We start from the raw sequence: 21094 nt of genomic DNA on the forward strand, positions 1-21094 counted from the left end.
TGAACTGTCTAACGATGTCAGGCTAAGTTACCGGGGTTGGCCGAGAACAGCGCCACCCAGGGCACTAAAGCGTCGTAGGAAGTGGTGGCGATGACGGCACCAAGTAAGGTTCCCAGCACGCCTCGTGCTGCTATCAACGCAGCTAGAGGGTTCAAGCCGCGCAAATTTCCCGTCAGTGACGGAGCGCCGGTAGAGATCGTCGAAGACGGTCCCAGCCTGGGCGGACGGTTGCTCGCACTGGCCGCGATGATGACGATCAGGCCGTCTCTGGCTATCGGCAGCTACGCTCCGCGGCTGCCGTGGCCGTTCGGGGTCGTAGATGTCGCGTGTCGCGTGCTCAGGCCCGCACCGGGCACCGTCAGGGCAACGATCGGGCTGCCCAACTGCAACGCCCAGCTCGTCCGCGCAGCGGGCGTGCTGCCTGCCGACGGTAAGCGCCGCGTCGTGCTGTACCTGCATGGTGGCGCGTTCCTCACCTGTGGCGTGCACAGCCACGGACGGCTGACCGAGACGTTGTCCAAGTTCGCCGACAGCCCCGTGCTCGTCGTCAACTATCGGATGATCCCCAAGCACTCCGTGGGCCAGGCGCTCGACGACTGCTACGACGCCTACAAGTGGCTGCGTCTGAAGGGCTACAACCCCGAACAGATCGTGTTGGCCGGCGACTCCGCGGGCGGCTACCTGTCCCTCGCGCTGGCCGAGCGGTTGCAGCAGGAGGGTCTGGCGGGCGAAACGCCGGCGGCCATTGTCACCCTGTCGCCGTTGTTCGAGATCGACAACGAGTCACGGGCCAACCATCCGAACATCCATTCCGACGCGATGTTCCCGCCGAAGGCGTTCCACGCGTTGGTGGAGCTGGTCGAGGCTGCCGCGGCGCGCAATGTCGTCGACGGCAAGCCCGAGGAGGTGTTCGAGCCCCTCGACCACATCGAGCCCGGCCTTCCGCGCACCCTGATTCATGTTTCCGGCTCAGAGGTTCTGCTCAGCGACGCGCGTAAGGCCGCCCGCATGCTGGCCGCCGCAGGCGTGCCGGTGGAGGTCCGGGTCTGGCCGGGTCAGATGCATGTATTCCAGATCGCCGCACCTGCGCTGAAGGAGGCCACCCGGTCACTGCGACAGGCAGGCGACTACATCCGAGAGGCGACCTGGTAACCGTTCGCGCGGCCTGACACGATGGGCGTATGCGGATCGCCCGGCACGTCAGTGAACTCATCGGCAACACCCCTCTGGTTCAGCTGAACTCGGTCGCCCCCGCGGGCGGGGGCAGGGTCGTCGCGAAGATCGAGTACCTCAACCCGGGCGGCAGCGCCAAGGACCGTATCGCGGTGAAGATGATCGACGCCGCGGAGGCCAGCGGCGAACTCAAACCCGGGGGCACCATCGTCGAGCCGACGTCCGGCAACACCGGTGTCGGCCTGGCGCTCGTCGCCCAGCAGCGCGGTTACAAGTGTGTCTTCGTCTGCCCGGACAAGGTCAGCGAGGACAAGCGAAATGTGTTGCGCGCGTACGGCGCGGACGTCGTGGTATGCCCGACGGCGGTGCCGCCCGACCATCCGGACAGCTACTACAGCGTGTCCGACCGTCTGGTCGAGGAGATCGACGGTGCGTGGAAACCCGACCAGTACTCGAACCCGATGGGCCCCGAAAGCCACTACGAGACGACGGGACCCGAGATCTGGAACGACACCGACGGCGAGGTGACCCATTTCGTGGCGGGGGTCGGCACCGGCGGCACCATCACCGGCGCAGGCCGGTATCTCAAGGAGGTGTCGGGCGGCAAGGTTCGCATCATCGGCGCGGATCCGGAGGGTTCGGTGTACTCCGGTGGTTCGGGTCGGCCGTACCTCGTTGAAGGTGTCGGCGAAGACTTTTGGCCGTCGGCGTACGACCCGAGCGTGCCCGACGAGATCATCGCCGTCTCCGACGCGGACTCATTCGACATGACGCGCAGGCTCGCCCGCGAAGAAGCCCTGCTCGTCGGCGGATCCTGCGGGATGGCGGTGGTGGCCGCTATCGAGGTGGCCCAGAAGGCGGGACCGGACTCGCTGGTCGTGGTACTTCTGCCAGACGGCGGACGCGGTTACCTGTCAAAGGTTTTCAACGATGCGTGGATGTCGTCGTACGGATTCTTGCGGAGCAGGCTCGACGGGTCACTTGAGCAGGCCACGGTCGGCGATGTGTTGCGGGGCAAGTCCGGTGCGCTGCCCGATCTGGTGCACACGCATCCGTCGGAAACCGTCCGCGACGCGATCGGCATCCTCCGCGAATACGGGGTTTCCCAGATGCCGGTCGTCGGCGCCGAACCGCCGGTGATGGCGGGCGAGGTTGCTGGCAGCGTATCCGAGCGTGAACTGCTGTCCGCTGTATTCGAGGGCAGGGCCAAACTGGCCGACGCTGTGTCCCAGCACATGTTGCCGCCGCTGCCGTTGATCGGCGCAGGCGAAATGGTGAGCCACGCGGCGAAAGCGCTTCGCGACTGCGATGCCGTGATGGTGGTGGAGGAAGGCAAGCCGGTCGGGGTTCTGACCCGGCACGACCTCCTCGGATTCCTCTCCGACGGGAGCGCCCGGCGCTAGCCCTCGGCTAATCGGAACTACGGCTGAACGCTGCCCGACAACTCGCGGCACGGTTTTGCCGAACCCCCTGTTGTGAGCAACTTCTCAGGTACATTAAGCACGCTTCATCCCAGCTGATGATCTGGAAGGCGCCTATGACCGACCAACCGCCACCTCCTCCTGGTAATTACCCGCCTCCGCCTCCGCCTCCTCCGCCCGGGAACTACCCGCCGCCGCCACCACCGCAGGGTGGGGGCTTCCCGCCGCAGCAGGGTGGAGGATTCCCGCCGCCGGCCGCACCGGGCGGCGCGTTGCCGAAAGAGGCTTATACGCCGTGGGCGACGCGTGTGTTGGCGTACATCATCGACTACATTCCGGTCGCCATCATCGAGGGCATCGGCTGGCTGTTGTTGATGGGTACCCGCGAAACCGCCTGCGTCACCGACACATCGGAATACGACCTGGGTGAGTTCTGCGCCAACGGCGCGTCGACGGTCGGCCAGGTGTCGATCGCGCTCACCGGCCTAATCGCTCTCGCCTACGTGATCTGGAACCTGGGTTACCGCCAGGGCACAACGGGCTCGAGTATCGGCAAGAGCATTATGAAGTTCAAGATCGTGAGCGAAAAGACCGGACAGCCAATAGGTTTCGGCATGTCGGTCGTCCGTGAACTGATCTACCTGGTATTTGCAGGCCTCTGCGGCATCATCTGGCTCATTGCAGTCCTGTTCCCGTTGTGGGACGTGAAGCGGCAGACGCTCGTGGACAAGATCGTCTCCACCATCGCCGTTCCCCTGTGAGAACGCGCGCTTACCCTCGGAAGGTTCGATGACCAATCCACCACCTCCCCCTCCGCCCGGCGGCGGCTACCCACCGCCGGGACAGGGCGGTTACCCACCGCCGGGACAGGGCGGTTACCCGCCGCCGGGACAGGGCGGCTACCCACCACCGCAGCAGGGCGGCTATCCGCCTCCGCCCCCGCCGGGTGGTTATCCGCCGCCTCCCCACCAGGGTGGTTATCCGCCGCCTCCCCACCAGGGTGGCTATCCGCCTCCGCCGCCGGGTGCACAGAGCTATCAGCCCGCCCAGTCCGGTTATCCGCCCGCCGGTACGCCGGGTTACGGTGCGGCACAAGGGTTCAACGTCGGCGAGGCGTTCTCGTGGGCGTGGAACAAGTTCAGCAAGAACGCGGGCCCGCTCATCATCGCGACGCTCGTATATGGCCTCATCGTCATCGTGCTGCAGGTGATCGTCAACCTGTTGCAGGCGGCGGTGAGCCCCGGGGTGAGTGACTACAGCTCGAGCGGAAGCGGTTTCTCGTACTCGTGGAGCAGTTCTTCCATGGGTCTCACCGGCATCCTCATCTCGATCGTCGGATGGTTTGTCTCGCTGATCGTCGGTGCCGCAATCCAATCCGGCTACATCAGCGGTGTGCTGGACATCGCCAACGGGCAGCAGGTATCGGTCGGCTCGTTCTTCCGGCCGCGCAACATCGGCCAGGTCATCATCGCCGGGTTGATCGTCGGCGTCATCACGACAATCGGGTTGTTCCTCTGCGTCATCCCGGGCCTGCTCGCCAGCATCATGCTGCTGTTCACCGTCGTCGCCCTCCTCGACCGCAACCTTTCAGCGGTCGACGCGGTGAAGACGAGCTTCGACACCAGCAAAGCCAACTTCGGCAACGCGTTCCTGACATGGCTGGTCGGGATCGCGATCGTGTTTGTCGGCGCGATCCTGTGCGGCGTCGGCCTGCTGGTCGCCGTTCCCGTCGCCGCGTTGTTCCTGGTATTCGCGTGGCGCAGGATCAGCGGCGGTCAGGTCGCACCGCTGACGCCCTAGTTCGGTTCATCGGAAGGCGCTGACACCCGTCAGCGCCTCTCCGATCACCAACTGGTGCACCTCGGATGTGCCCTCGTAGGTCAACACCGATTCCAGGTTGTTGGCGTGCCGGATCACCGGGTACTCCAGCGTGATTCCGTTGGCGCCCAGCAGGGTTCGGCATTGCCGCGCAATCTTGATCGCTTCCCGGCAGTTGTTCAGCTTGCCGAAGCTGACCTGCTCGGGCCGGATGCGTCCGTCGTCCTTCAGCCGGCCGAGATGCAGTGCGAGCAGTTGCGCCTTGCCCAACTCGACGGCCATGTCCGCGATCTTGGCCTGTGTCAGTTGATATCCCGCCAGCGGCTTGTCGAACACCTCCCGGGTGCCCACGTATTCCAGTGCGGTTTCCAGGCAGTCCCGAGCGGCGCCGACGCTGCCGAACACGATGCCGAACCTGGCCTCGGCGAGGCAGGCGAGCGGACCCGACAAACCCCGCGCCTCGGGTAGTTGCGCGTCTGCGGGCAGCCGCACGTCGTCGAGGTGCAGTTCGGAAGTGACCGACGCGCGCAGCGACAGTTTGCGCTTCATGTCGGTGGCGGTGAAACCCGTTGTCCCGGCGGGCACGAGGAAGCCGAGCACACCCTCCTCGGCGCGGGCCCACACCACCGCGACATCGGCGACCGAGCCGTTGGTGATCCACATCTTCGATCCGTTGAGGACCCAGTCGGAGCCGTCGCGGCGTGCGGTGGTGCGCATGCCGCCGGGATTGGAGCCGAAGTCGGGCTCGGTCAACCCGAAACAGCCGATGGCGTCGCCGGTGGCCATCGCGGGCAGCCAATGTTCTCGCTGCTCCTCGCTGCCGTGCCGATGAATGGCGAACATCGCCAGCGAGCCCTGCACCGACACCAGGCTACGCAGACCGCTGTCCACCGCTTCGAGTTCCTGACAGACCAGCCCGTACGCGGTCGCCGTCGAGCCGCCGCAGCCGTAGCCCTCGAGATGCATCCCCAGCACGCCGAGCTTGCCCAGGTCGGCGGCCAGCTCACGGACCGGCACCTCGCCCGCCTCGAACCAGTCGGCGATGTACGGCCGCAGCCGCTGCTCGCCGAACCGGCGGATGGTCTCTCGCAACTCCCTGTCCTCGGGCGTCAGCATCGAGTCGAGGTCGAGAAGGTCATCGATCCGGGCGGCAGTGCTCATGGTCCATTCCTACACCCCGAAGTAGAGCGGCGACACGGGCGAGTGGCGTAGTCGATTACGCAATGCCGCCCAGCTGTGCGGGCAGTCGGCAGGTCACGAACCGCGGACGCGGGCGGCTCACCGCGCTGCAAGGAACGGTGTCACCGATGACGACCGTTCAACAATCCGATGCGACTCCCGGCGTAGCCGTGGAGAGCTGCGACGTCTGTGTCGTGGGCGCAGGCGTCGCAGGGCTCAACGCGTTGTTCGTCGCCAGCCAGTATCTGTCGCGGGACCAGAAGCTCATCCTGGTGGATCGGCGGGCACGCGTCGGTGGCATGTGGGTCGATACCTATCCGTACGTGCGACTGCACCAGCCGCATCCCATGTTCACCGCAGGCGACATCACTTGGACACTCGGCCGGAGTCGCTCATATCTGGCGACCCAGGGTGAGGTGCTCGACCACTTCGCGCACTGCCTCAACGTCATCAAGGCGCGCGTGCGGGTCGACGAATTCTTCGGCTGGGAAGTCGAGTCCCAGGACGAGACCGCCGGGATCGTGCGGGTCACCTGCAGATCTTCTGACGGTCGGCGCCTGGTCATCGAGACGAAGCAGTTGATCAAAGCCTATGGCTTTCAGTGCAAGCCGAACGACCCACTCGAGCTGTCGAGCGAACGCGTTCAGTCGGTGTCACCCAACTTCTGCGATATGCGGACTGACGACATCGGCGCGAGCGACGACCCGGTCTGGATCATCGGCGGCGGAAAGACGGCGATGGACACCGCGCACGCGTTGATCACCTCGTACCCCGGCCGCGAGGTGAACCTCGTCGCGGGTTCAGGCACGTACTTCCTGCGCCGCGACCAGATTCTTCCGACCGGTCTCGCAAGATGGTGGCGCGGCAAGTCATTCAACAGCCTCGCGATGGACGTGGCGCATCGTTTCGACGGTACCAACGAGTCGGCTGTGAACACCTGGTTCCGCGATACATATGGTCTTCACCTGACACCGCAGACCGGTAACTTCCTGCTCGGGCTGATGTCGGACTCGGAGAGCAAGACCATCGCCGCCGGCTTGAACGATGTGGTCATGGACCATCTCGAGGACGTCGTCGACCGCAATGACAGCACCGACCTGGTGTTGCGCAGCGGATCCACCAAATCGATCCAGCCGGGCAGCTGGGTCGTGAACTGCACGGGATACCTCAACTACGACGACCGCCCCTATGAACCCTATGTCTCTCGCAGCGGTGCGGTGCTCTCGATCAATCCGCGTTCCGTCACGCTCCAATTGACCACGTTCATGGCCTATTTCATGACGCATCTGATGATGCTCGGCAAGATCAGGGACGTCCCGTTGTATGAGCTCGATGCGATGGAGCTGCGAAAGAAGGCGAATTCGGCGTTCCCGCTGGCACTTTTCGCACTCAACCTTCACAACTCGAGCCTTATCTTCGAGGCAGCGCCCAATAAGGTGTTCTCGCAATGCGGGATCGACTTCAACAACTGGCATCCGTTGCCCCGGCGCACGCTGGGTACGGCGCGGTTCATGCTCACGCACCGTCGTGAACGCGAGCGGTACCGGCGCACGCTCAACGTCGTGCGCGAGCGGTTCGATGTGCGGTGCGGCCCGCTGGACCTAGGCAGTCGGGTGCGCAGCCAACCACTCCAGTAGAAGATCCGACACCTCGTCGGGCCGTTCGTCGACGATCCAGTGCGAAACGCCCTCGAAGGTCTCGAAGCGGTACTCGGCGTTCACGTAGTCGGCGCAGAGCCGCGCACCCTTCTCCTTCAGAGCGATGTCATCGTCGCTCCAGACGTACATCGTCGGCACGGTGACCCTTCTGGCTAACTTTCGCGGGTCACTGCGCCCCATCGCGCGGTACCAGTTCAGGCGGGCGGTCAACGCACCGGGCTCCCGCATCGCCGTGACTTCGGCTTCGGCCAACTCCGTCGAACCCGCAGGCTTCGATTCGACGAAGCCGGCCATGGCGCGTCTGCTCAGCAGCAGCCGTTCCGGGAGCCACGGTAGCTGGAAGAAAAGCATGTACCACGACGCCAGCGCCTGGCGACTGGTCCTGACGGCCTTCAGAAACGCGGCCGGGTGCGGAACCGAGAGCGCCGTCAGCGTGAGCAGGCGCTCGGGAAAACCTTGTGCGACATACCAGGCGACGGCTGCGCCCCAGTCATGGCCGACGACATGCACGCGTTCCGCACCGCTGGCATCGAGCAGCGTCAGTACATCGTCTACCAGATCGTCGGCGCGGTAGTCGCGTCTCCGCTTCGGCCGCGCGCCGGGGGAGTAGCCGCGCTGCAGCGGCGCCAGACAGCGGTAGCCCTTGGCGGTCAGACGGTCGATGACCGGCTGGTACATCGCGTTGGTCTCGGGGAAGCCATGCAGGAGAACGACCACCGGCCCGTCGGCGGGTCCGGTATCGATTAGCTCGAAGACGAGGTCGCCGCGGCGGAACTGTTCCATCGGCTGACGGTAACCCGCCGGGCACGCCTCGTTACGCTGGGCGGTGATGAGTGAGAACAGCAGGTGGCAGGGTCTGGCCACCAAGGCCATCCACGCGGGTTTCCGGCCTGACCCGCAGACCGGCGCCGTCAACGCCCCGATCTACGCCAGCTCGACATTCGCCCAGGACGGCGTGGGCGGGCTGCGGGGCGGGTTCGAGTACGCCCGCACCGGCAATCCGACCCGCGCAGCGCTGGAGGCATCGCTCGCCGCGGTGGAGGAGGCGACCTTCGGGCGCGCGTTCAGCTCGGGGATGGCCGCAACCGACTGCGCGTTGCGGGCGGTGCTGCGTCCCGGCGATCACGTCGTGATGCCCGACGACGCCTATGGCGGCACCTTCAGGCTCATCGACAAGGTCTTCACGCAGTGGGGTATCGACTACACGGCGGCGGCGCTGTCCGACCTCGACGCCGTTCGGGACGCCATCACACCTGCGACCAAACTGATCGTGGTCGAGACGCCGACGAATCCGCTGTTGTCCATCGCCGACATCGGCGCCATCGCCCGTATCGCTGCCCCGTCGAACGTAAAGGTGTTGGTCGACAACACGTTTGCCTCGCCTGCGCTGCAGCAGCCTCTGTTGCTGGGCGCAGACATCGTGTTGCACTCGACGACCAAGTACATCGGGGGGCATTCCGACGTCGTCGGCGGGGCTCTGCTGACCAGCGACGCTCAACTCGACGAGGCTTTCGGATTCCTGCAGAACGGCGCGGGTGCGGTGCCGGGCCCGTTCGATGCTTATCTGACCATGCGCGGGCTCAAGACGCTGGTACTGCGCATGCAGCGGCACAGCGACAACGCCGCAGTGGTCGCCGAGTTCCTGGAGAACCATCCCGCGATCGAGACCGTGCTCTATCCCGGCCTGCCGAGCCATCCCGGCCATGTCATCGCCGCCAAGCAGATGACGGGCTTCGGCGGCATGGTGTCGGTACGGCTGCGCGGTGGAGTCGACGCTGCGCGTGACTTCTGTTCGCGGACAGAGGTTTTCATCCTTGCAGAATCGCTCGGCGGGGTGGAGTCGCTGATCGAGCATCCTGGCGCGATGACGCACGCGTCGACGGCAGGTTCGCAGCTGGAAGTGCCGGCCGATCTGGTTCGGCTTTCTGTCGGCATCGAGGACGCCGCTGACCTGCTTGCCGACCTGGAGCACGCACTAAGTTAACGCGCTGCGCATCGCCGATGCGGTGACTGCGAGGTTCATTTCGGGCAGCCCCGTCTCGTACTCGTCGATCCAACTACCGCTGGCGATCTCGCTGGCGCGCATGTGCACCCACCGCCAGCCGCGGTCGTTCAGGCTGAGCAGCGCGCCGAGGCCGTCGACGGCATGCAGCAGCGACACGATCGCCGCTGTCGGCGGTGTCGGTGGTTCCCTGTCGAACAGGGCCGCCAACAGCGCTGCGCGAGCCTGTCCCAGCCGTTCACGGTTGATCACCGGCCACGACGCAGGACGGCCGAATCGCTTGCTCTGCACTTGAACACGCCGGATCTGTCCGGTGTGCTCGAGGTGGCCTGCGATGTTGTCCTGGACTCGACGGCTGAGTTTGGACACCGCGGCCGCGGGAGTCAGCGGCCGCCGCGCCAGCAATTCGAACGCCGGGTTCATGACCGGATCCAGCGGCATCGGCCCCGCCAGCGCCACCAACTTGCCCGGCGGGACGGGTTCGCCGTTCACCGTGGGCCTGACGCGGCACAACAAGGCCAAGTCCAGCAATACAGCGCCCGACAGCACGCGACTGCGTCGGGACCGGTCGAGACCGGGCTGCGAGTCGGCGTTGTCCAACAGCAGTAAAAACAAATCCTCGGCGATCTGCGCCACGGACGGACTTTAACGTGCTGGCTCAGCCCCGGTGCCGTCAGGAGTGGTACGGCTCGGCCTTGACCAGCGTCACCTTGACGGTGTTGCCGTTGGGCACCGTGTAGGTGCGGCTCTCGCCTTCCTTGGCGTCGATGAGGGCACTGCCCAGCGGAGAAGCGGGCGAGTACACCTCGAGCTTGCCGTCGCTGACACCCTCCTGGCGGGTGGCGATCAGGAAGGTTTCCTTGTCCGACTTGTCGTCACCGTAGAAGACGGTCACCACCGAGCCGGGCAGCGCCACACCGGACTGCTTGGGCGCCTCGCCGACCTTCGCGTTGTTCAGCAGCTCCTGTAACTGGCGGATCCTGGCCTCCTGCTGGCCCTGCTCGTCGCGCGCGGCGTGATAGCCACCGTTCTCCCGCAGGTCGCCCTCTTCGCGACGGTCGTTGATCTCCGCGGCGATGATCGGCCGATTGGAGATGAGCTGGTCGAGCTCTGCCTTCAGCCGGTCATGTGCCTCCTGGGTCAGCCAGGTGACTTGAGTGTCGGTCATATCGTCGCGCTCCTGTCTTCGTCTTCGCGCTGTTCGCCTGAGAAGTCCATGTATTTCTTCTGCTGGGAGCCAGGTATGTATTGCCACATCGGCCAGCACCTAATCAGCGCGCAAAAGCAGCAATACACGGTCCCAGCAGGAACCGTGTATCGCCCTATGTTACCACCGCTACGTCAGTACCTTTTCTTGAATTCGCTGTTCGCCGTTGGTTGCCTGACCAGCCCGGCACCGGTATCAGGACGCCATCAGATAGGCCGGCACGTCGGTTCCGCAGCCGTAGACATCCCCGACCGCCGGGGGCCGGGTGGACTTGACGGTGGTGGTGATATTGACCGTGTCCTGCGACGACGGCGGCACCAGCACTTCCCGCCGTCCGGTCTCGCTGCCGTCGACGGACCGGGCCCGGACAATGCAGACCACTGGACGCGACGGGTCTTCCCGGGTGACCTTGATCGTCACCGATAACGTCTCGCCATCGACCAGCTGGTATCCGCCCAGTTCGCCCTGCACATCGCCGCTGCCCAGCCGCTGCGACGCCACGATCGCGATGACCACCCCGGCCACCAGCACGACCGCGGTCAGGCCTATCGCCCACCAGCGGCGTGACCGGCGCGACATGCGCTGCCGCCCGTAACGGGCTGCTGGACGATCAATCATGTCGGGTTTTCGGTGCCCCATCGGTCGGCTACATCTACTAGGACTGGAACTATAGGACTACCGAAATGGTTGAAACGTGTCGACATGATGAGGAACCAGTTGAAGCAGCTGCGGTTGATGGCGGTGCACGCCCACCCGGACGACGAGTCCAGCAAGGGTGCAGCCACCATGGCCCGTTACGCCGCCGAGGGCGCGCGGGTGATGGTGGTGACCCTTACCGGTGGCGAGCGCGGTGACATCCTCAACCCTGCGATGGACCTCCCCGACGTGCACGGCCGGATGGCCGAGATCCGTCGCGACGAGATGCGCATGGCCGCCGAGATCCTCGGGGTCGAGCACCACTGGCTCGGCTTCGTCGACTCGGGGCTGCCCGAAGGCGACCCGATGCCGCCGCTGCCCGACGGGTGCTTCGCGCTCGAACCGCTCGAGCTTCCGACCGAAGCGTTGGTGAAGGTGATTCGCGAGTTCAAGCCGCATGTGATGACCACCTACGACGAGCACGGCGGCTATCCGCACCCCGACCACGTCCGCTGCCATCAGGTATCTGTCGCGGCCTATGAGGCCGCCGCCGACTACTGCCGATTTCCCGACGCCGGTGAACCGTGGAATGTCTCCAAGCTGTACTACAACCACGGCTTCCTGCGGCAGCGGATGCAGGTGCTTCAAGACGAATTCGTCAAGCACGGCCAAGAGGGGCCCTTTGCCAAGTGGCTCGAGAAGTGGGATTCCGACGACGATCTGTTGATGAAACGGGTCACCACCCGGATCGATTGCTCGGATTACTTCGCCACGCGCGATGAAGCCTTGCTCGCGCACGCCACCCAAATCGATCCCAAGAGTTTCTTCTTCACCACGCCAATGGAGTGGCAGAAACGACTATGGCCCACAGAGGAATTCGAGCTGGCACGTTCGCGGATTCCGGTCAGCCTGCCGGAGACCGACCTATTCGCAGGTATCGAGCCCGACGATGACTGACACCCTGGTGACAATCGCCGGCCTGCTGGCCGACGAGGCGCCCAAGGACACCGGGCCGGACTTCGGCAAGGCCAGCCCGTTCGGTCTGCTGATCGTCGTGCTGCTGCTGATCGGTACCTTCCTGCTGGTGCGCTCGATGAACCGGCACCTCAAGCAGCTGCCGAAGTCCTTCGACGGCAGGAATCCGGCACCTGATCGGGTGGCCGACGGTGAAACCGTCGAATCGGACACCGACGGCAAAGCCGTCGAATCGGACACCGACGGCGAAACCGTCGAATCGGATACCGACGGCAAAGCGCCGTAATGGCGATTCCGGGCAATCGGCTCGTCGAGGCCACCAGCCCCTATCTGCGCCAGCACGCCGACAACCCGGTGCATTGGCGTCAGTGGGCGCCCGACGCGCTGGCCGAGGCGGCGCAGCGGGACGTGCCGATCCTGCTGTCGATCGGCTACGCCGCCTGCCACTGGTGCCATGTGATGGCCCACGAGTCGTTCGAGGACGACGAGGTGGCCGACGTTATGAACGCGGACTTCGTGTGCATCAAGGTGGACCGCGAAGAGCGTCCCGACATCGACTCGGTCTACATGAACGCCACCGTCGCGCTGACCGGGCAGGGCGGTTGGCCCATGACCTGCTTCCTCACCCCCGACGGCAGGCCGTTCTTCTGCGGCACGTACTACCCGAAACCGAACTTCCTGCAGTTGCTCGCCGCCGTCAGCGACACCTGGCGCAACCGCCGTGGTGAGGTCGAGCGGGCCTCCGACCAGATCATCGGTGAGCTGCGGTCGATGGCGTCCGGGCTACCCGGCGGCGGACCCGAGGTGCAGCCCGCATTGTGCGACCAGGCCGTCGCCGGCGTGCTGGGCGACGAGGATGTTGAACGAGGCGGCTTCTCAACCGGTTCTCGAGGTGCGCCCAAGTTTCCACCCTCGGCGCTGCTGGAGGCGCTGCTGCGCAGCCACGAACGCAAGGGCGAGCCCGCGCCGTTGACGGCCGTCGAACGCACCGCCGCCGCGATGGCCCGCGGTGGCATCTACGACCAGATCGCAGGCGGCTTCGCCCGGTACAGCGTCGACGACTCCTGGGTGGTGCCGCACTTCGAGAAGATGCTCTACGACAATGCGCTGCTGCTGCGGGCCTACGCGCACTTGGCGCGGCGCACCGGAAACCAGTTGGCGCGCAGAGTAACCCGCGAGACCGCTCGCTTCATGATCGACGAACTTGGCGCCGACGGAATGTTCGTCTCGTCGCTCGACGCGGACGCGGCAGGTGTGGAAGGCCTGACCTACGCATGGACGCCCGGTCAGCTCACCGAGGTGCTCGGTGGAGACGATGGGCCTTGGGCCGCATCCCTTTTCGGCGTGACAGAAGCGGGCACCTTCGAGCACGGCAGCTCCGTGCTGCAGCTGCCCGCGGACCCCGACGACCCCGGGCGATTCGATCGGGTGAGGACCGCCCTACTGGCCGCCCGGTCGATCCGCCCGCAGCCAGGCCGCGACGACAAGGTCGTCACGGCATGGAACGGATGGGGCATCACCGCGCTGGCCGAGGCGAGCGTTGCACTCGACGAGCCCGAATTCCTCGACGCCGCAATGCGATGCGCGCGGGTGCTGCTCGGTCTGCACATCGCAGACGGTCGGCTGCGCCGCGCCAGCCTCGGCGGCCGCGTCGGCGACAGCGCCGCGATCCTGGAGGATCATGCGACGCTGGCCACCGGACTTCTCACATTGCACCAGATCACCGGCGAATCAGCGTGGCTGGACGCCGCCACCGGACTGCTCGACACCGCGCTTGAGCACTTCGCCGACCCCGAGCGCCCCGGCCGTTGGTTTGACACCGCAGACGACGCGGAGCGGCTCTTGGTCCGGCCTGCCGACCCGCTGGACGGAGCGACACCGTCGGGCGCCTCGTCGATCGCCGAGGCGTTGCTCACGGCCGCCCATCTGGTGCCCGCGCCCCGAGCAGACCGGTACGCGACGGCCGCGGCGGAGTCGTTGGCGACGGCGACACCCGTGCTGGCCAAGTTGCCGCGATCGGGCGGCCACTGGCTGGCCGTCGCCGAGGCCGCGGTACGCGGTCCCATCCAAATCGCCGTCGCGACACACGATTCCGACTCGGCACTGCTGCGTGCCGCCCGTGAGCTGGCGCCCGGCGGTGCGGTGGTCGTCGGCGGCGCCGCCAACTCCTCGGAGCTGCTGATCGATCGCGACCGCATCGACGGCGCCGATGCCGCCTACGTGTGCCGCGGACGGGTGTGCGACCTTCCGGTCACCACCGCCGGGGATCTCGCAGCTGCTTTGGGTGCGGCCGTGTAGCGTTCGCCGCATGTCGACGCCCGAAGACAACGCCAAGACCGTCAAGCGCTACCTCGAGCTCGCCGCGCAGGGCAATGTCGAGGCCATCGTCGAGCTCTACGCCGATGACGGAACCGTCGAGGATCCTGTCGGCAGCGAGGTGCACATCGGGCGGCAGGCGATCCGCGGCTTCTACTCGCAGATCCCCGACACGGACAAGTCGACCGAACTCGACTCGCTGCGCACCCTCGGCAACGAGGCGGCGTTCTCATGGGTGCTCATCATCGATCTGGGCGAAGGCGGAGTGCGCATCGAGATCATCAGCACCATGACCTTCAACGAGGACGGCAAGATCGCTTCGATGAAGGCCTACTGGAGCCCGGAGAACATCAAGCCCGCATAGCGATTTCGGCGCGTTAATCGACGCTGAGCGCACGCGAGCGCGCCGAAATCACAGTCAGTCAGCCGCTGAAAACGGCGAACCACATCGCGACGTAGTGGCAGATCGCCGCCACCGCCGTGCAGGCGTGGAAGAACTCGTGATGGCCGAACGTCGCCGGCCACGGGTTGGGCCACTTGAGGCCGTACAGGACGCCCCCGACGCTGTAGAGCGCGCCGCCGACGATCAGCAGGACAAGCGCCGCCACGCCGGCGCCATCGAGGATCGGGCCGACGAACCACGCCGCCACCCACCCCAGCAGCAGGTAGAGCGGCACGCCCACCCAGCGAGGCGCCGACGGCCAGAACATCTTGAGCAGAACACCGGCGAGCGCCCCGCTCCAGACGATCCAGAGCAGCACCATGCCGCTCTCGGACGGCAACGCCAACAGGGCGAACGGCGTGTAGCTGCCCGCGATGAAGATGAAGATCATCGAGTGGTCGGCGCGCTTCATCCACTTGCGCAGCGTCTCCGACTTCCAGTTGATCCGGTGATAGGCGCCGCTGACGGCGAACATGGCCACGATCGTCAGCGTGTAGATGAGCGTCGCGAGCCCGGCCCGTGTTCCGACCATCGCCCAGGACACCGACACCAGCGCCGCGCCCGCGATGAGTGCGACGACGGCCGCGTAGACATGGATCCAGCCCCGCGCCCTCGGCTTGCCGATGGCATGGGCAACCCGGTCGACGACGGCCTCGGGAAAGTCCTCGGCGCCGTCACCTGCCCGCTGTGTGCGATCGGGTTCTTCGGTATCGATCGAGGCGCTCATGTCACCCCCATTGCCTCTCGGTGATTCTCGACCGCCACAGTAGTCTGGATTTTCGTGGAGATCATTCCCGCTCGTCTCAAGGAGCCGATGTACCGGCTCTACGAGATGCGGCTGCGGCAGGGTCTCACGGCGTCGAAATCCGAACTGCCCCGCCATATCGCGGTGCTATGCGACGGCAACCGGCGATGGGCCCGTGATGCTGGTCACGATGACGTGAGTTACGGCTATCGGGCGGGTGCGACGAAGATCGCAGAAATGATGCGCTGGTGCCAGGAGGCCGGCATCGAGATGGCCACCGTCTATCTGCTTTCGACGGAGAACCTTCAGCGCGAACCCGAGGAACTGTCGTCGCTGATCGACATCATCACCGACGTGGTGGAGGAGATCTGTGCGCCCGCCAACAGGTGGAGTGTGCGAACCGTCGGCGACCTCGAACTGCTCGGCGAGGAGCCGGCGCGGCGGCTGCGCGACGCCGTGGAATCGACCAACGGCCACGGCGGCTTTCATGTGAACGTCGCCGTCGGCTACGGCGGGCGGCAGGAGATCGTCGGCGCGGTGCGGGCGCTGCTCGGCAAGGAGGTCGCCAACGGCGCGAGCGGCGAGCAGTTGATCGAGGCGGTCACCGCCGACGCGATCTCGGAGAACCTGTACACCTCGGGTCAGCCCGATCCGGATCTGGTGATCCGCACGTCGGGGGAGCAGCGGCTGTCCGGATTCCTGCTGTGGCAGAGCGCGTATTCGGAGATGTGGTTCACGGAGGCCTACTGGCCGGAATTCCGGCGGGTGGATTTCCTGCGTGCGCTTCGCGATTACACCGCACGGCACCGCCGGTACGGCCGCTGAAGGTTCCCCAGCGGCATGCCACACTTGAGCCATGGCGGCGCTGTCGGCGTTGGTCTTCTCGCTCAGCTGGTGGTTGGGCCTGTATCTGCTGGCCCGTGATCCGCGCAAACCGGTGCTCGTGCTGGCCGCCGCTGGTCTGACGAGCTTCGCGGCGGTGGTCGCTCTCGACGCCGTGCGGGTCGTCAGCGGTCTTCATGCGCTCAGCAGCATCGAGATCTATCTGGTCGCGGTGCCCGGCATCGCCTGGTTCGCGGTGCTGCTCGAGTTGTCCCGGCCGCACGACACCGCGCGCAGCAGGGCGGGTGAGATCGCGCTCATCGCGGGTGTGGCCGCACTGGTGTTCTTCGGCGCCGCGATGGCGGGCACCGTCGACGGTCCGCTGCGGATGGGCCACTGGGTGATGTTCGCCGTCATCTCGCTGTCGTCGCTCGGCGCGATGCTGCGAGCGGTGTTCGGGCCGTGGCAGCCGAGACCGGTCGTCGGCTACATCGTCGTCGCCACGCTTTTCTTCGCGCTCGGAAACGCGATACTCGTCATCCCGCTCGGCCTCGTGCCCAGCTGGCTCGCACTCGCGTCCACCGGGTGCGACGTCGTCCTGCTCGGCGTCGCCGTCGCGATGTGGGACGCGTTCGACGAAGGCCAGGCGCTGCGCGGCGACATGCTGCGTTCGTTCGTCGCCACCGGCGTCGTGGTCGTGCTGTTCGGTGGGCAGGCGCTGGTCGGTATGGCGTTGACGGGTGAGCAGACGGCGCTGACCGTCCTGCTGTTCACCAGCATCGCGATCGCGGTCTCGATCAACGTGCTGGCCGATCCGCTGGCCGGCCTGCTCGACCGGCTGGCGTTCTCCCGCTCGCCGGGCCTGCGCGCCGACCGCGCGACGCTGCGCCGCACCGAGGCCGCATTGCCGCTGCGGTCGGCGAATCCGCTCTCCGACATCGGCGACGAGAGCTTCGTCCGGCTCACCCGCCGCGCGCTCGGCCACTATGGTGACCTGTCCAAGCTCGTCGCCAGCCCGCTGACCGCATTGCCGATCATCGACGAGCGGATGGCCGCCCGCGGCGCACCCGACCAGCCATTGGAACGGGCCAACGAACTCAGGGCCCTGCTGGCCGACCGCATCGCCCGGCTCAAGCCTCGCGACGGCGGCGACTTCGGCACCACCGAGCAGTGGCGGCATTACAACGCGCTGTATTTCCCGTATGTCGTCGGCGTGCGGGCCTACGCGCAGAACGCCACCGCCGCCGGCCTCGATCCCGTTGCCCGGCAGGCCTGGCAGTGGTTCGTCACCGAGGTGCCGCAGCGGTCGCTGCACAACTGGCAGAACGCCGCCGCCCGGCTCATCGCCGCCGATCTGCGCGGCAACGTCGTCATCGCACAAGACGCATAACACCGCTTCTACCTGCGGTTGGCAGTAGCTGGCAGCGTCTGGCGTCGATCTGGCAGTGCGTTGGCGGGCAACATCGGTGCCATGACCGCCATCACCACCCGGCCCGCCCGGGACGCTCGATCCGATGTCGCCGCCGGTGCGGCAACAGGTGACTCACTGTTGCGTTTCGCACTGCGCGCCGACGCCACTCTGTGCGGGGCGCTCGGATTGTTCGTCGCCATGGCCGCCGACCCGTTGTCGCGGCTCTCGGGTCTGTCCGCCACATCGGAATGGATCGCGGGTGCGGCGCTCGTCGGCTACGGCGCCGCGCTGTATGTCGCGGCCGGCATCCGGCATGTGCGACGCGTCGGCGTCGGTGTGTTCGCCGGCAACGTCGCGTTCGCCGTCCTGGTCGTCGTGGTGCTGACCGCGGGCTGGTTGCCGCTCACGGCGCTCGGCGTGGCCTCGACGATCGCCTTCACCGTCGTCACGTTGGCCTTCGCCTACGCCCAATACCTCGGAGTGCGCCGTCTGGCGTGACTCCCTCATGGCTGGGCCGGAGTCGATCCGTTAGAGGTTGCGGCGTCGACTCCGGCTCCGGTCCAAGGAAACCCACCAAGAAAGGAAAATCATGACCGCGATCAGCACCCCCCGGCTGAAGGAGTCGAACGACTCACTGCTTCGCTTCGCGATACGCGCCGACGCGATCCTGTCCGGCCTCGCCGGTATCGCAGGCATACCGCTCGCGGGCTGGCTGGCCGAGACGTCGGGCACCACCAAGGCGTTCGAGTATTCGATGAGCGCATTCTTCATCGCCTACGGACTGGTGGTCCTTGCGCTCGCCGCCAGGCCTTCGGTCCGCCGCACGGGCATGGTGCTGGCAGTCGGCAACCTGTTGTACACGGTCGCCAGTGTGGCCCTTGTGCTTGCGGATGTGTTCCCCCTGACCACCACCGGTGTGGTGCTGACGCTCGCCACCGGTGTCTACACGCTGGTGTTCGCCGAACTGCAGTACCAAGGCGTGCGACGCATCAAGCGCTGACGTTCACTGCCGAGCAGACGCAAACTCGCACAAATCGCCGAGATTTGATGCGAGTTTGTGTCTGCTCGCGTCTCTAGAGCTTGCGCAGACGCAACCGGTTGATGGAGTGGTCGGCATCCTTGCGCAGCACGAGCGTCGCGCGCGGACGCGTCGGCAGGATGTTGTCGATCAGGTTCGGCCGGTTGATGGAATTCCAGATGTCGCTCGCCGCGAAGACCGCCTGATCGTCGGTCAGGGTGGAGTAGTGGTGAAAATGCGAGGCGGGGTCGGCGAACGCGCCGGCGCGCATCGACAGGAACCGGGAGATGTACCAACCCTCGATGTCCTCGATACGCGCGTCGACGTAGACCGAGAAGTCGAACAGGTCCGAAACCATCAGCGCCGGACCGGTTTGCAGCACGTTGAGTCCCTCCAAGATGAGAATGTCAGGATGTCGAATCACCTGCTTCTCGTGGGGGACGATGTCGTAGAGCAGGTGCGAATACACCGGCGCACAGGCGTATTCGGAGCCCGACTTCACCGCGGTGACGAACCGCATCAGCGCCCTGCGGTCGTAGCTCTCCGGAAAACCCTTACGGTGCATCAGGTTCCGACGGGTGAGTTCCCCGTTCGGGTACAGGAAGCCGTCGGTGGTGACGAGGTCGACCCGAGGATGGTGCTCCCATCGGGCCAACAGCGCCTGCAGCACACGCGCGGTGGTCGACTTACCGACCGCAACGCTGCCCGCGACCCCGATGATGAATGGCACGGGCCGGTCCGGGTTCTGGTGAGGTTCACCGAGGAACTCCGAGGTGGCGGAGAACAGCCGCTGGCGTGCCGCAACCTGCAGATGGATCAACCGGGCGAGCGGCAGGTAGACCTCTTCGACCTCGAGCAGGTCGACCTTCTCACCGAGACCACGCAGCTTGATCAGCTCTTCCTCGGCCAGCTTCAGCGGCGTCGACATGCGCAGCGCACGCCATTGACTCCGGTCGAACTCCACGTAGGGGCTCGGCTCGCTCAGCCGCGGCATGTCGTCAGTCTTGCAGTTAGCGTGGTCGTTATGGACCCCGGCACCCTGATCCGCGAATATCTGCTGCTCGGCCTGCGGTTCGACCGGATCGAAGAAGGCTACGTCGACTCCTTCACCGGCGACCCCGCGCTGCGCGAGGCCGTCGCGTCGGAGCCTGCGCCCGACCCCGCTGACCTGGCCCGGCAGGCGGACCGGCTGTTCGCCGAGCTGGCAGGCGTGCCGCGCACGAACGGCTCGTCGGCATTCGATGACGCACGCGCCGACTACATCGGCGCCCATCTGCGCGCGCTGGCCTGTGCCGGAAAGAAATTCGCCGGGCAGTCCGTCGGTTTCGTCGACGAGGTCGACGCCTATTTCGACGTGCAGATCAGCAAGGGCGATCCCGACCGCTACCGCGAGGCGCACGCCCGCCTGGACGAGGCGCTCGGCGGCACGGGTCCACTGGACGAGCGGATGGCTGCCTACCGCAGCGCCGAGGAGATCCCGCCGGAACGGCTCGAAGAATGCATCCATGCGTTCTCGAGCGCGCTGCGCGACCGGGTTCGCGCCGAGTTCCCGCTGCCTGAGCGCGAGACCATCGATTACGAGGTGGTGACCGACAAGCCGTGGTCGGGATTCAACTACTACCTCGGCGACTACCGCTCGACGGTCGCGGTGAACGCCGATCTGCGCCAGCAGATGTCCAACCTCCCGCGCTTGGTGGCCCATGAGTCGTATCCGGGCCATCACACCGAGCACTGCCGCAAGGAGGCCGGGTTGGTGGCCAAGCGAGGGCACGCCGAACAGACGCTGTTCCTGGTCAACACTCCGCAGTGTCTGATGGCCGAGGGGCTCGCCGACCTGGCGCTCGATGTCGCGATCGGTCCGAAGTGGGGAGCGTGGGCCGGCGAGATCTACGCGGATCTGGGCCTTCGCTTCGACGGGGAACGGGCGGAGGCGGTGTCCGAGGCGACGGCGGCGCTGGCCGATGTCAGGCAGGACGCCGCACTGATGCTGCACGACGAACACCGCGACGTCGACGACGTGGTGGCGTTCCTGCGGCGCTGGCTGCTGGTCAACGACGAGCGAGCCAGGCAGTCGCTGCGGTTCCTGTCGTCGCCGCTGTGGCGGGCCTACACCAGCACCTACGTCGAGGGCTACCGGCTGCTGCGGGCGTGGCTGGACGACCGGCCGGCCGGTGTCAGCCTCACCGAGCGGTTCGGCAGGCTGCTGGACGAGCCGCTGATCCCGTCGGCCCTGCGCGCCGCCTGACTGGATGTGCTGATTCGTCTGCGACA

At 66.1% G+C, this 21094-nt stretch carries 22 protein-coding genes; 15 read left to right on the forward strand and 7 right to left on the reverse strand.

Annotation, left to right across the window (positions count from 1 at the left end):
* Positions 1-90 precede the first annotated feature (90 nt).
* From QOC76_RS09905 to QOC76_RS09920, 4 genes are all read left to right on the forward strand, one after another.
* Positions 91-1152, forward strand: coding sequence for an alpha/beta hydrolase (locus tag QOC76_RS09905; protein ID WP_526356656.1), 1062 nt, complete (start codon positions 91-93; stop codon positions 1150-1152).
* Positions 1153-1181: 29 nt separating this feature from the next.
* A complete protein-coding gene (locus tag QOC76_RS09910; RefSeq protein ID WP_526356657.1) occupies positions 1182-2576 on the forward strand; it encodes a cystathionine beta-synthase in 1395 nt (464 codons plus the stop codon).
* A 134-nt stretch (positions 2577-2710) separates the two neighbouring features.
* Entirely contained in the window at positions 2711-3355 is a 645-nt protein-coding gene (locus QOC76_RS09915; protein ID WP_526356658.1) for an Rv1078 family RDD domain-containing protein, read from the forward strand.
* A gap of 28 nt (positions 3356-3383) precedes the next feature.
* Positions 3384-4394 (forward strand): hypothetical protein, encoded by a 1011-nt coding sequence (locus tag QOC76_RS09920; protein WP_526356659.1) that lies wholly within the window; start codon positions 3384-3386, stop codon positions 4392-4394.
* A 6-nt stretch (positions 4395-4400) separates the two neighbouring features.
* Here the strand turns inward: QOC76_RS09920 and QOC76_RS09925 are convergent, their stop codons facing one another.
* Positions 4401-5573: an acyl-CoA dehydrogenase family protein gene (locus tag QOC76_RS09925; RefSeq protein WP_526356660.1), complete on the reverse strand. Its 1173-nt coding sequence runs from the start codon at positions 5571-5573 to the stop codon at positions 4401-4403.
* 146 nt (positions 5574-5719) lie between these two features.
* Between QOC76_RS09925 and QOC76_RS09930 the strand changes: the two genes are divergently transcribed.
* Positions 5720-7228 (forward strand): FAD-dependent oxidoreductase, encoded by a 1509-nt coding sequence (locus tag QOC76_RS09930; protein WP_526356661.1) that lies wholly within the window; start codon positions 5720-5722, stop codon positions 7226-7228.
* Here the strand turns inward: QOC76_RS09930 and QOC76_RS09935 are convergent.
* On the reverse strand, positions 7193-8032 hold the full coding sequence (locus QOC76_RS09935) for an alpha/beta fold hydrolase (protein ID WP_526356662.1): 840 nt from the start codon (positions 8030-8032) through the stop codon (positions 7193-7195). The two genes, QOC76_RS09930 and QOC76_RS09935, sit on opposite strands and share 36 nt — an antisense overlap.
* A 46-nt stretch (positions 8033-8078) precedes the next feature.
* On the opposite strand from QOC76_RS09935, the gene QOC76_RS09940 reads away from it, so the two are divergent.
* A complete protein-coding gene (locus tag QOC76_RS09940; RefSeq protein WP_526356663.1) occupies positions 8079-9233 on the forward strand; it encodes a cystathionine gamma-synthase in 1155 nt (384 codons plus the stop codon).
* Here the strand turns inward: QOC76_RS09940 and QOC76_RS09945 are convergent.
* The 3 genes from QOC76_RS09945 to QOC76_RS09955 all read right to left on the reverse strand — a co-directional run bounded on the left by QOC76_RS09945 (position 9225) and on the right by QOC76_RS09955 (position 11076).
* Positions 9225-9887 carry a GPP34 family phosphoprotein gene (locus QOC76_RS09945; RefSeq protein ID WP_526356664.1) on the reverse strand — a complete coding sequence of 221 codons (663 nt, stop codon included), beginning with the start codon at positions 9885-9887 and terminating at the stop codon, positions 9225-9227. The two genes, QOC76_RS09940 and QOC76_RS09945, sit on opposite strands and share 9 nt — an antisense overlap.
* Before the next feature lie 37 nt (positions 9888-9924).
* The gene (gene greA / locus QOC76_RS09950; protein WP_526356665.1) at positions 9925-10419 is read right to left on the reverse strand and encodes a transcription elongation factor GreA; all 495 of its coding nucleotides are present in this window, start codon (positions 10417-10419) and stop codon (positions 9925-9927) included.
* 234 nt (positions 10420-10653) lie between these two features.
* The gene (locus QOC76_RS09955) at positions 10654-11076 is read right to left on the reverse strand and encodes a DUF4307 domain-containing protein (RefSeq protein ID WP_526356666.1); all 423 of its coding nucleotides are present in this window, start codon (positions 11074-11076) and stop codon (positions 10654-10656) included.
* A 99-nt stretch (positions 11077-11175) separates the two neighbouring features.
* Between QOC76_RS09955 and mca the strand changes: the two genes are divergently transcribed.
* The 4 genes from mca to QOC76_RS09975 are packed head-to-tail and all read left to right on the forward strand — an operon-like array spanning position 11176 to position 14749.
* Positions 11176-12051, forward strand: a complete 876-nt coding sequence (gene mca / locus QOC76_RS09960) for a mycothiol conjugate amidase Mca (RefSeq protein ID WP_526356702.1) — start codon at positions 11176-11178, stop codon at positions 12049-12051.
* Entirely contained in the window at positions 12044-12355 is a 312-nt protein-coding gene (locus tag QOC76_RS09965) for a hypothetical protein (RefSeq protein ID WP_526356667.1), read from the forward strand. The genes mca and QOC76_RS09965 overlap by 8 nt, the downstream gene beginning before the upstream one ends.
* On the forward strand, positions 12355-14367 hold the full coding sequence (locus QOC76_RS09970; protein ID WP_526356668.1) for a thioredoxin domain-containing protein: 2013 nt from the start codon (positions 12355-12357) through the stop codon (positions 14365-14367). Before QOC76_RS09965 ends, QOC76_RS09970 begins: the two co-directional genes overlap by 1 nt.
* A gap of 10 nt (positions 14368-14377) precedes the next feature.
* Positions 14378-14749, forward strand: coding sequence for a nuclear transport factor 2 family protein (locus QOC76_RS09975; RefSeq protein ID WP_526356669.1), 372 nt, complete (start codon positions 14378-14380; stop codon positions 14747-14749).
* Between the two features lie 58 nt (positions 14750-14807).
* Here the strand turns inward: QOC76_RS09975 and trhA are convergent, their stop codons facing one another.
* Complete coding sequence (gene trhA, locus QOC76_RS09980; RefSeq protein WP_526356670.1) at positions 14808-15554, reverse strand: PAQR family membrane homeostasis protein TrhA; 747 nt, start codon at positions 15552-15554, stop codon at positions 14808-14810.
* A gap of 54 nt (positions 15555-15608) precedes the next feature.
* Here trhA and QOC76_RS09985 point away from each other — a divergent pair, with 54 nt between their 5' ends.
* From QOC76_RS09985 to QOC76_RS10000, 4 genes are all read left to right on the forward strand, one after another.
* Positions 15609-16397, forward strand: a complete 789-nt coding sequence (locus QOC76_RS09985; protein ID WP_526356671.1) for a (2Z,6E)-farnesyl diphosphate synthase — start codon at positions 15609-15611, stop codon at positions 16395-16397.
* A gap of 31 nt (positions 16398-16428) precedes the next feature.
* Positions 16429-17784 carry a hypothetical protein gene (locus QOC76_RS09990; protein WP_526356672.1) on the forward strand — a complete coding sequence of 452 codons (1356 nt, stop codon included), beginning with the start codon at positions 16429-16431 and terminating at the stop codon, positions 17782-17784.
* Between the two features lie 81 nt (positions 17785-17865).
* A complete protein-coding gene (locus QOC76_RS09995) occupies positions 17866-18303 on the forward strand; it encodes a hypothetical protein (RefSeq protein ID WP_526356673.1) in 438 nt (145 codons plus the stop codon).
* A 91-nt stretch (positions 18304-18394) separates the two neighbouring features.
* Positions 18395-18805, forward strand: coding sequence for a hypothetical protein (locus QOC76_RS10000; protein WP_526356674.1), 411 nt, complete (start codon positions 18395-18397; stop codon positions 18803-18805).
* Between the two features lie 73 nt (positions 18806-18878).
* Here the strand turns inward: QOC76_RS10000 and coaA are convergent, their stop codons facing one another.
* A complete protein-coding gene (gene coaA / locus QOC76_RS10005) occupies positions 18879-19817 on the reverse strand; it encodes a type I pantothenate kinase (protein WP_526356675.1) in 939 nt (312 codons plus the stop codon).
* 30 nt (positions 19818-19847) lie between these two features.
* On the opposite strand from coaA, the gene QOC76_RS10010 reads away from it, so the two are divergent.
* A complete protein-coding gene (locus tag QOC76_RS10010) occupies positions 19848-21068 on the forward strand; it encodes a DUF885 domain-containing protein (protein WP_526356676.1) in 1221 nt (406 codons plus the stop codon).
* Positions 21069-21094: the final 26 nt, after the last annotated feature.

The sequence above is a fragment of the Mycobacterium sp. genome (assembly GCF_032159565.1).
In the GTDB taxonomy this organism is placed as follows: Bacteria; Actinomycetota; Actinomycetes; order Mycobacteriales; family Mycobacteriaceae; genus Mycobacterium.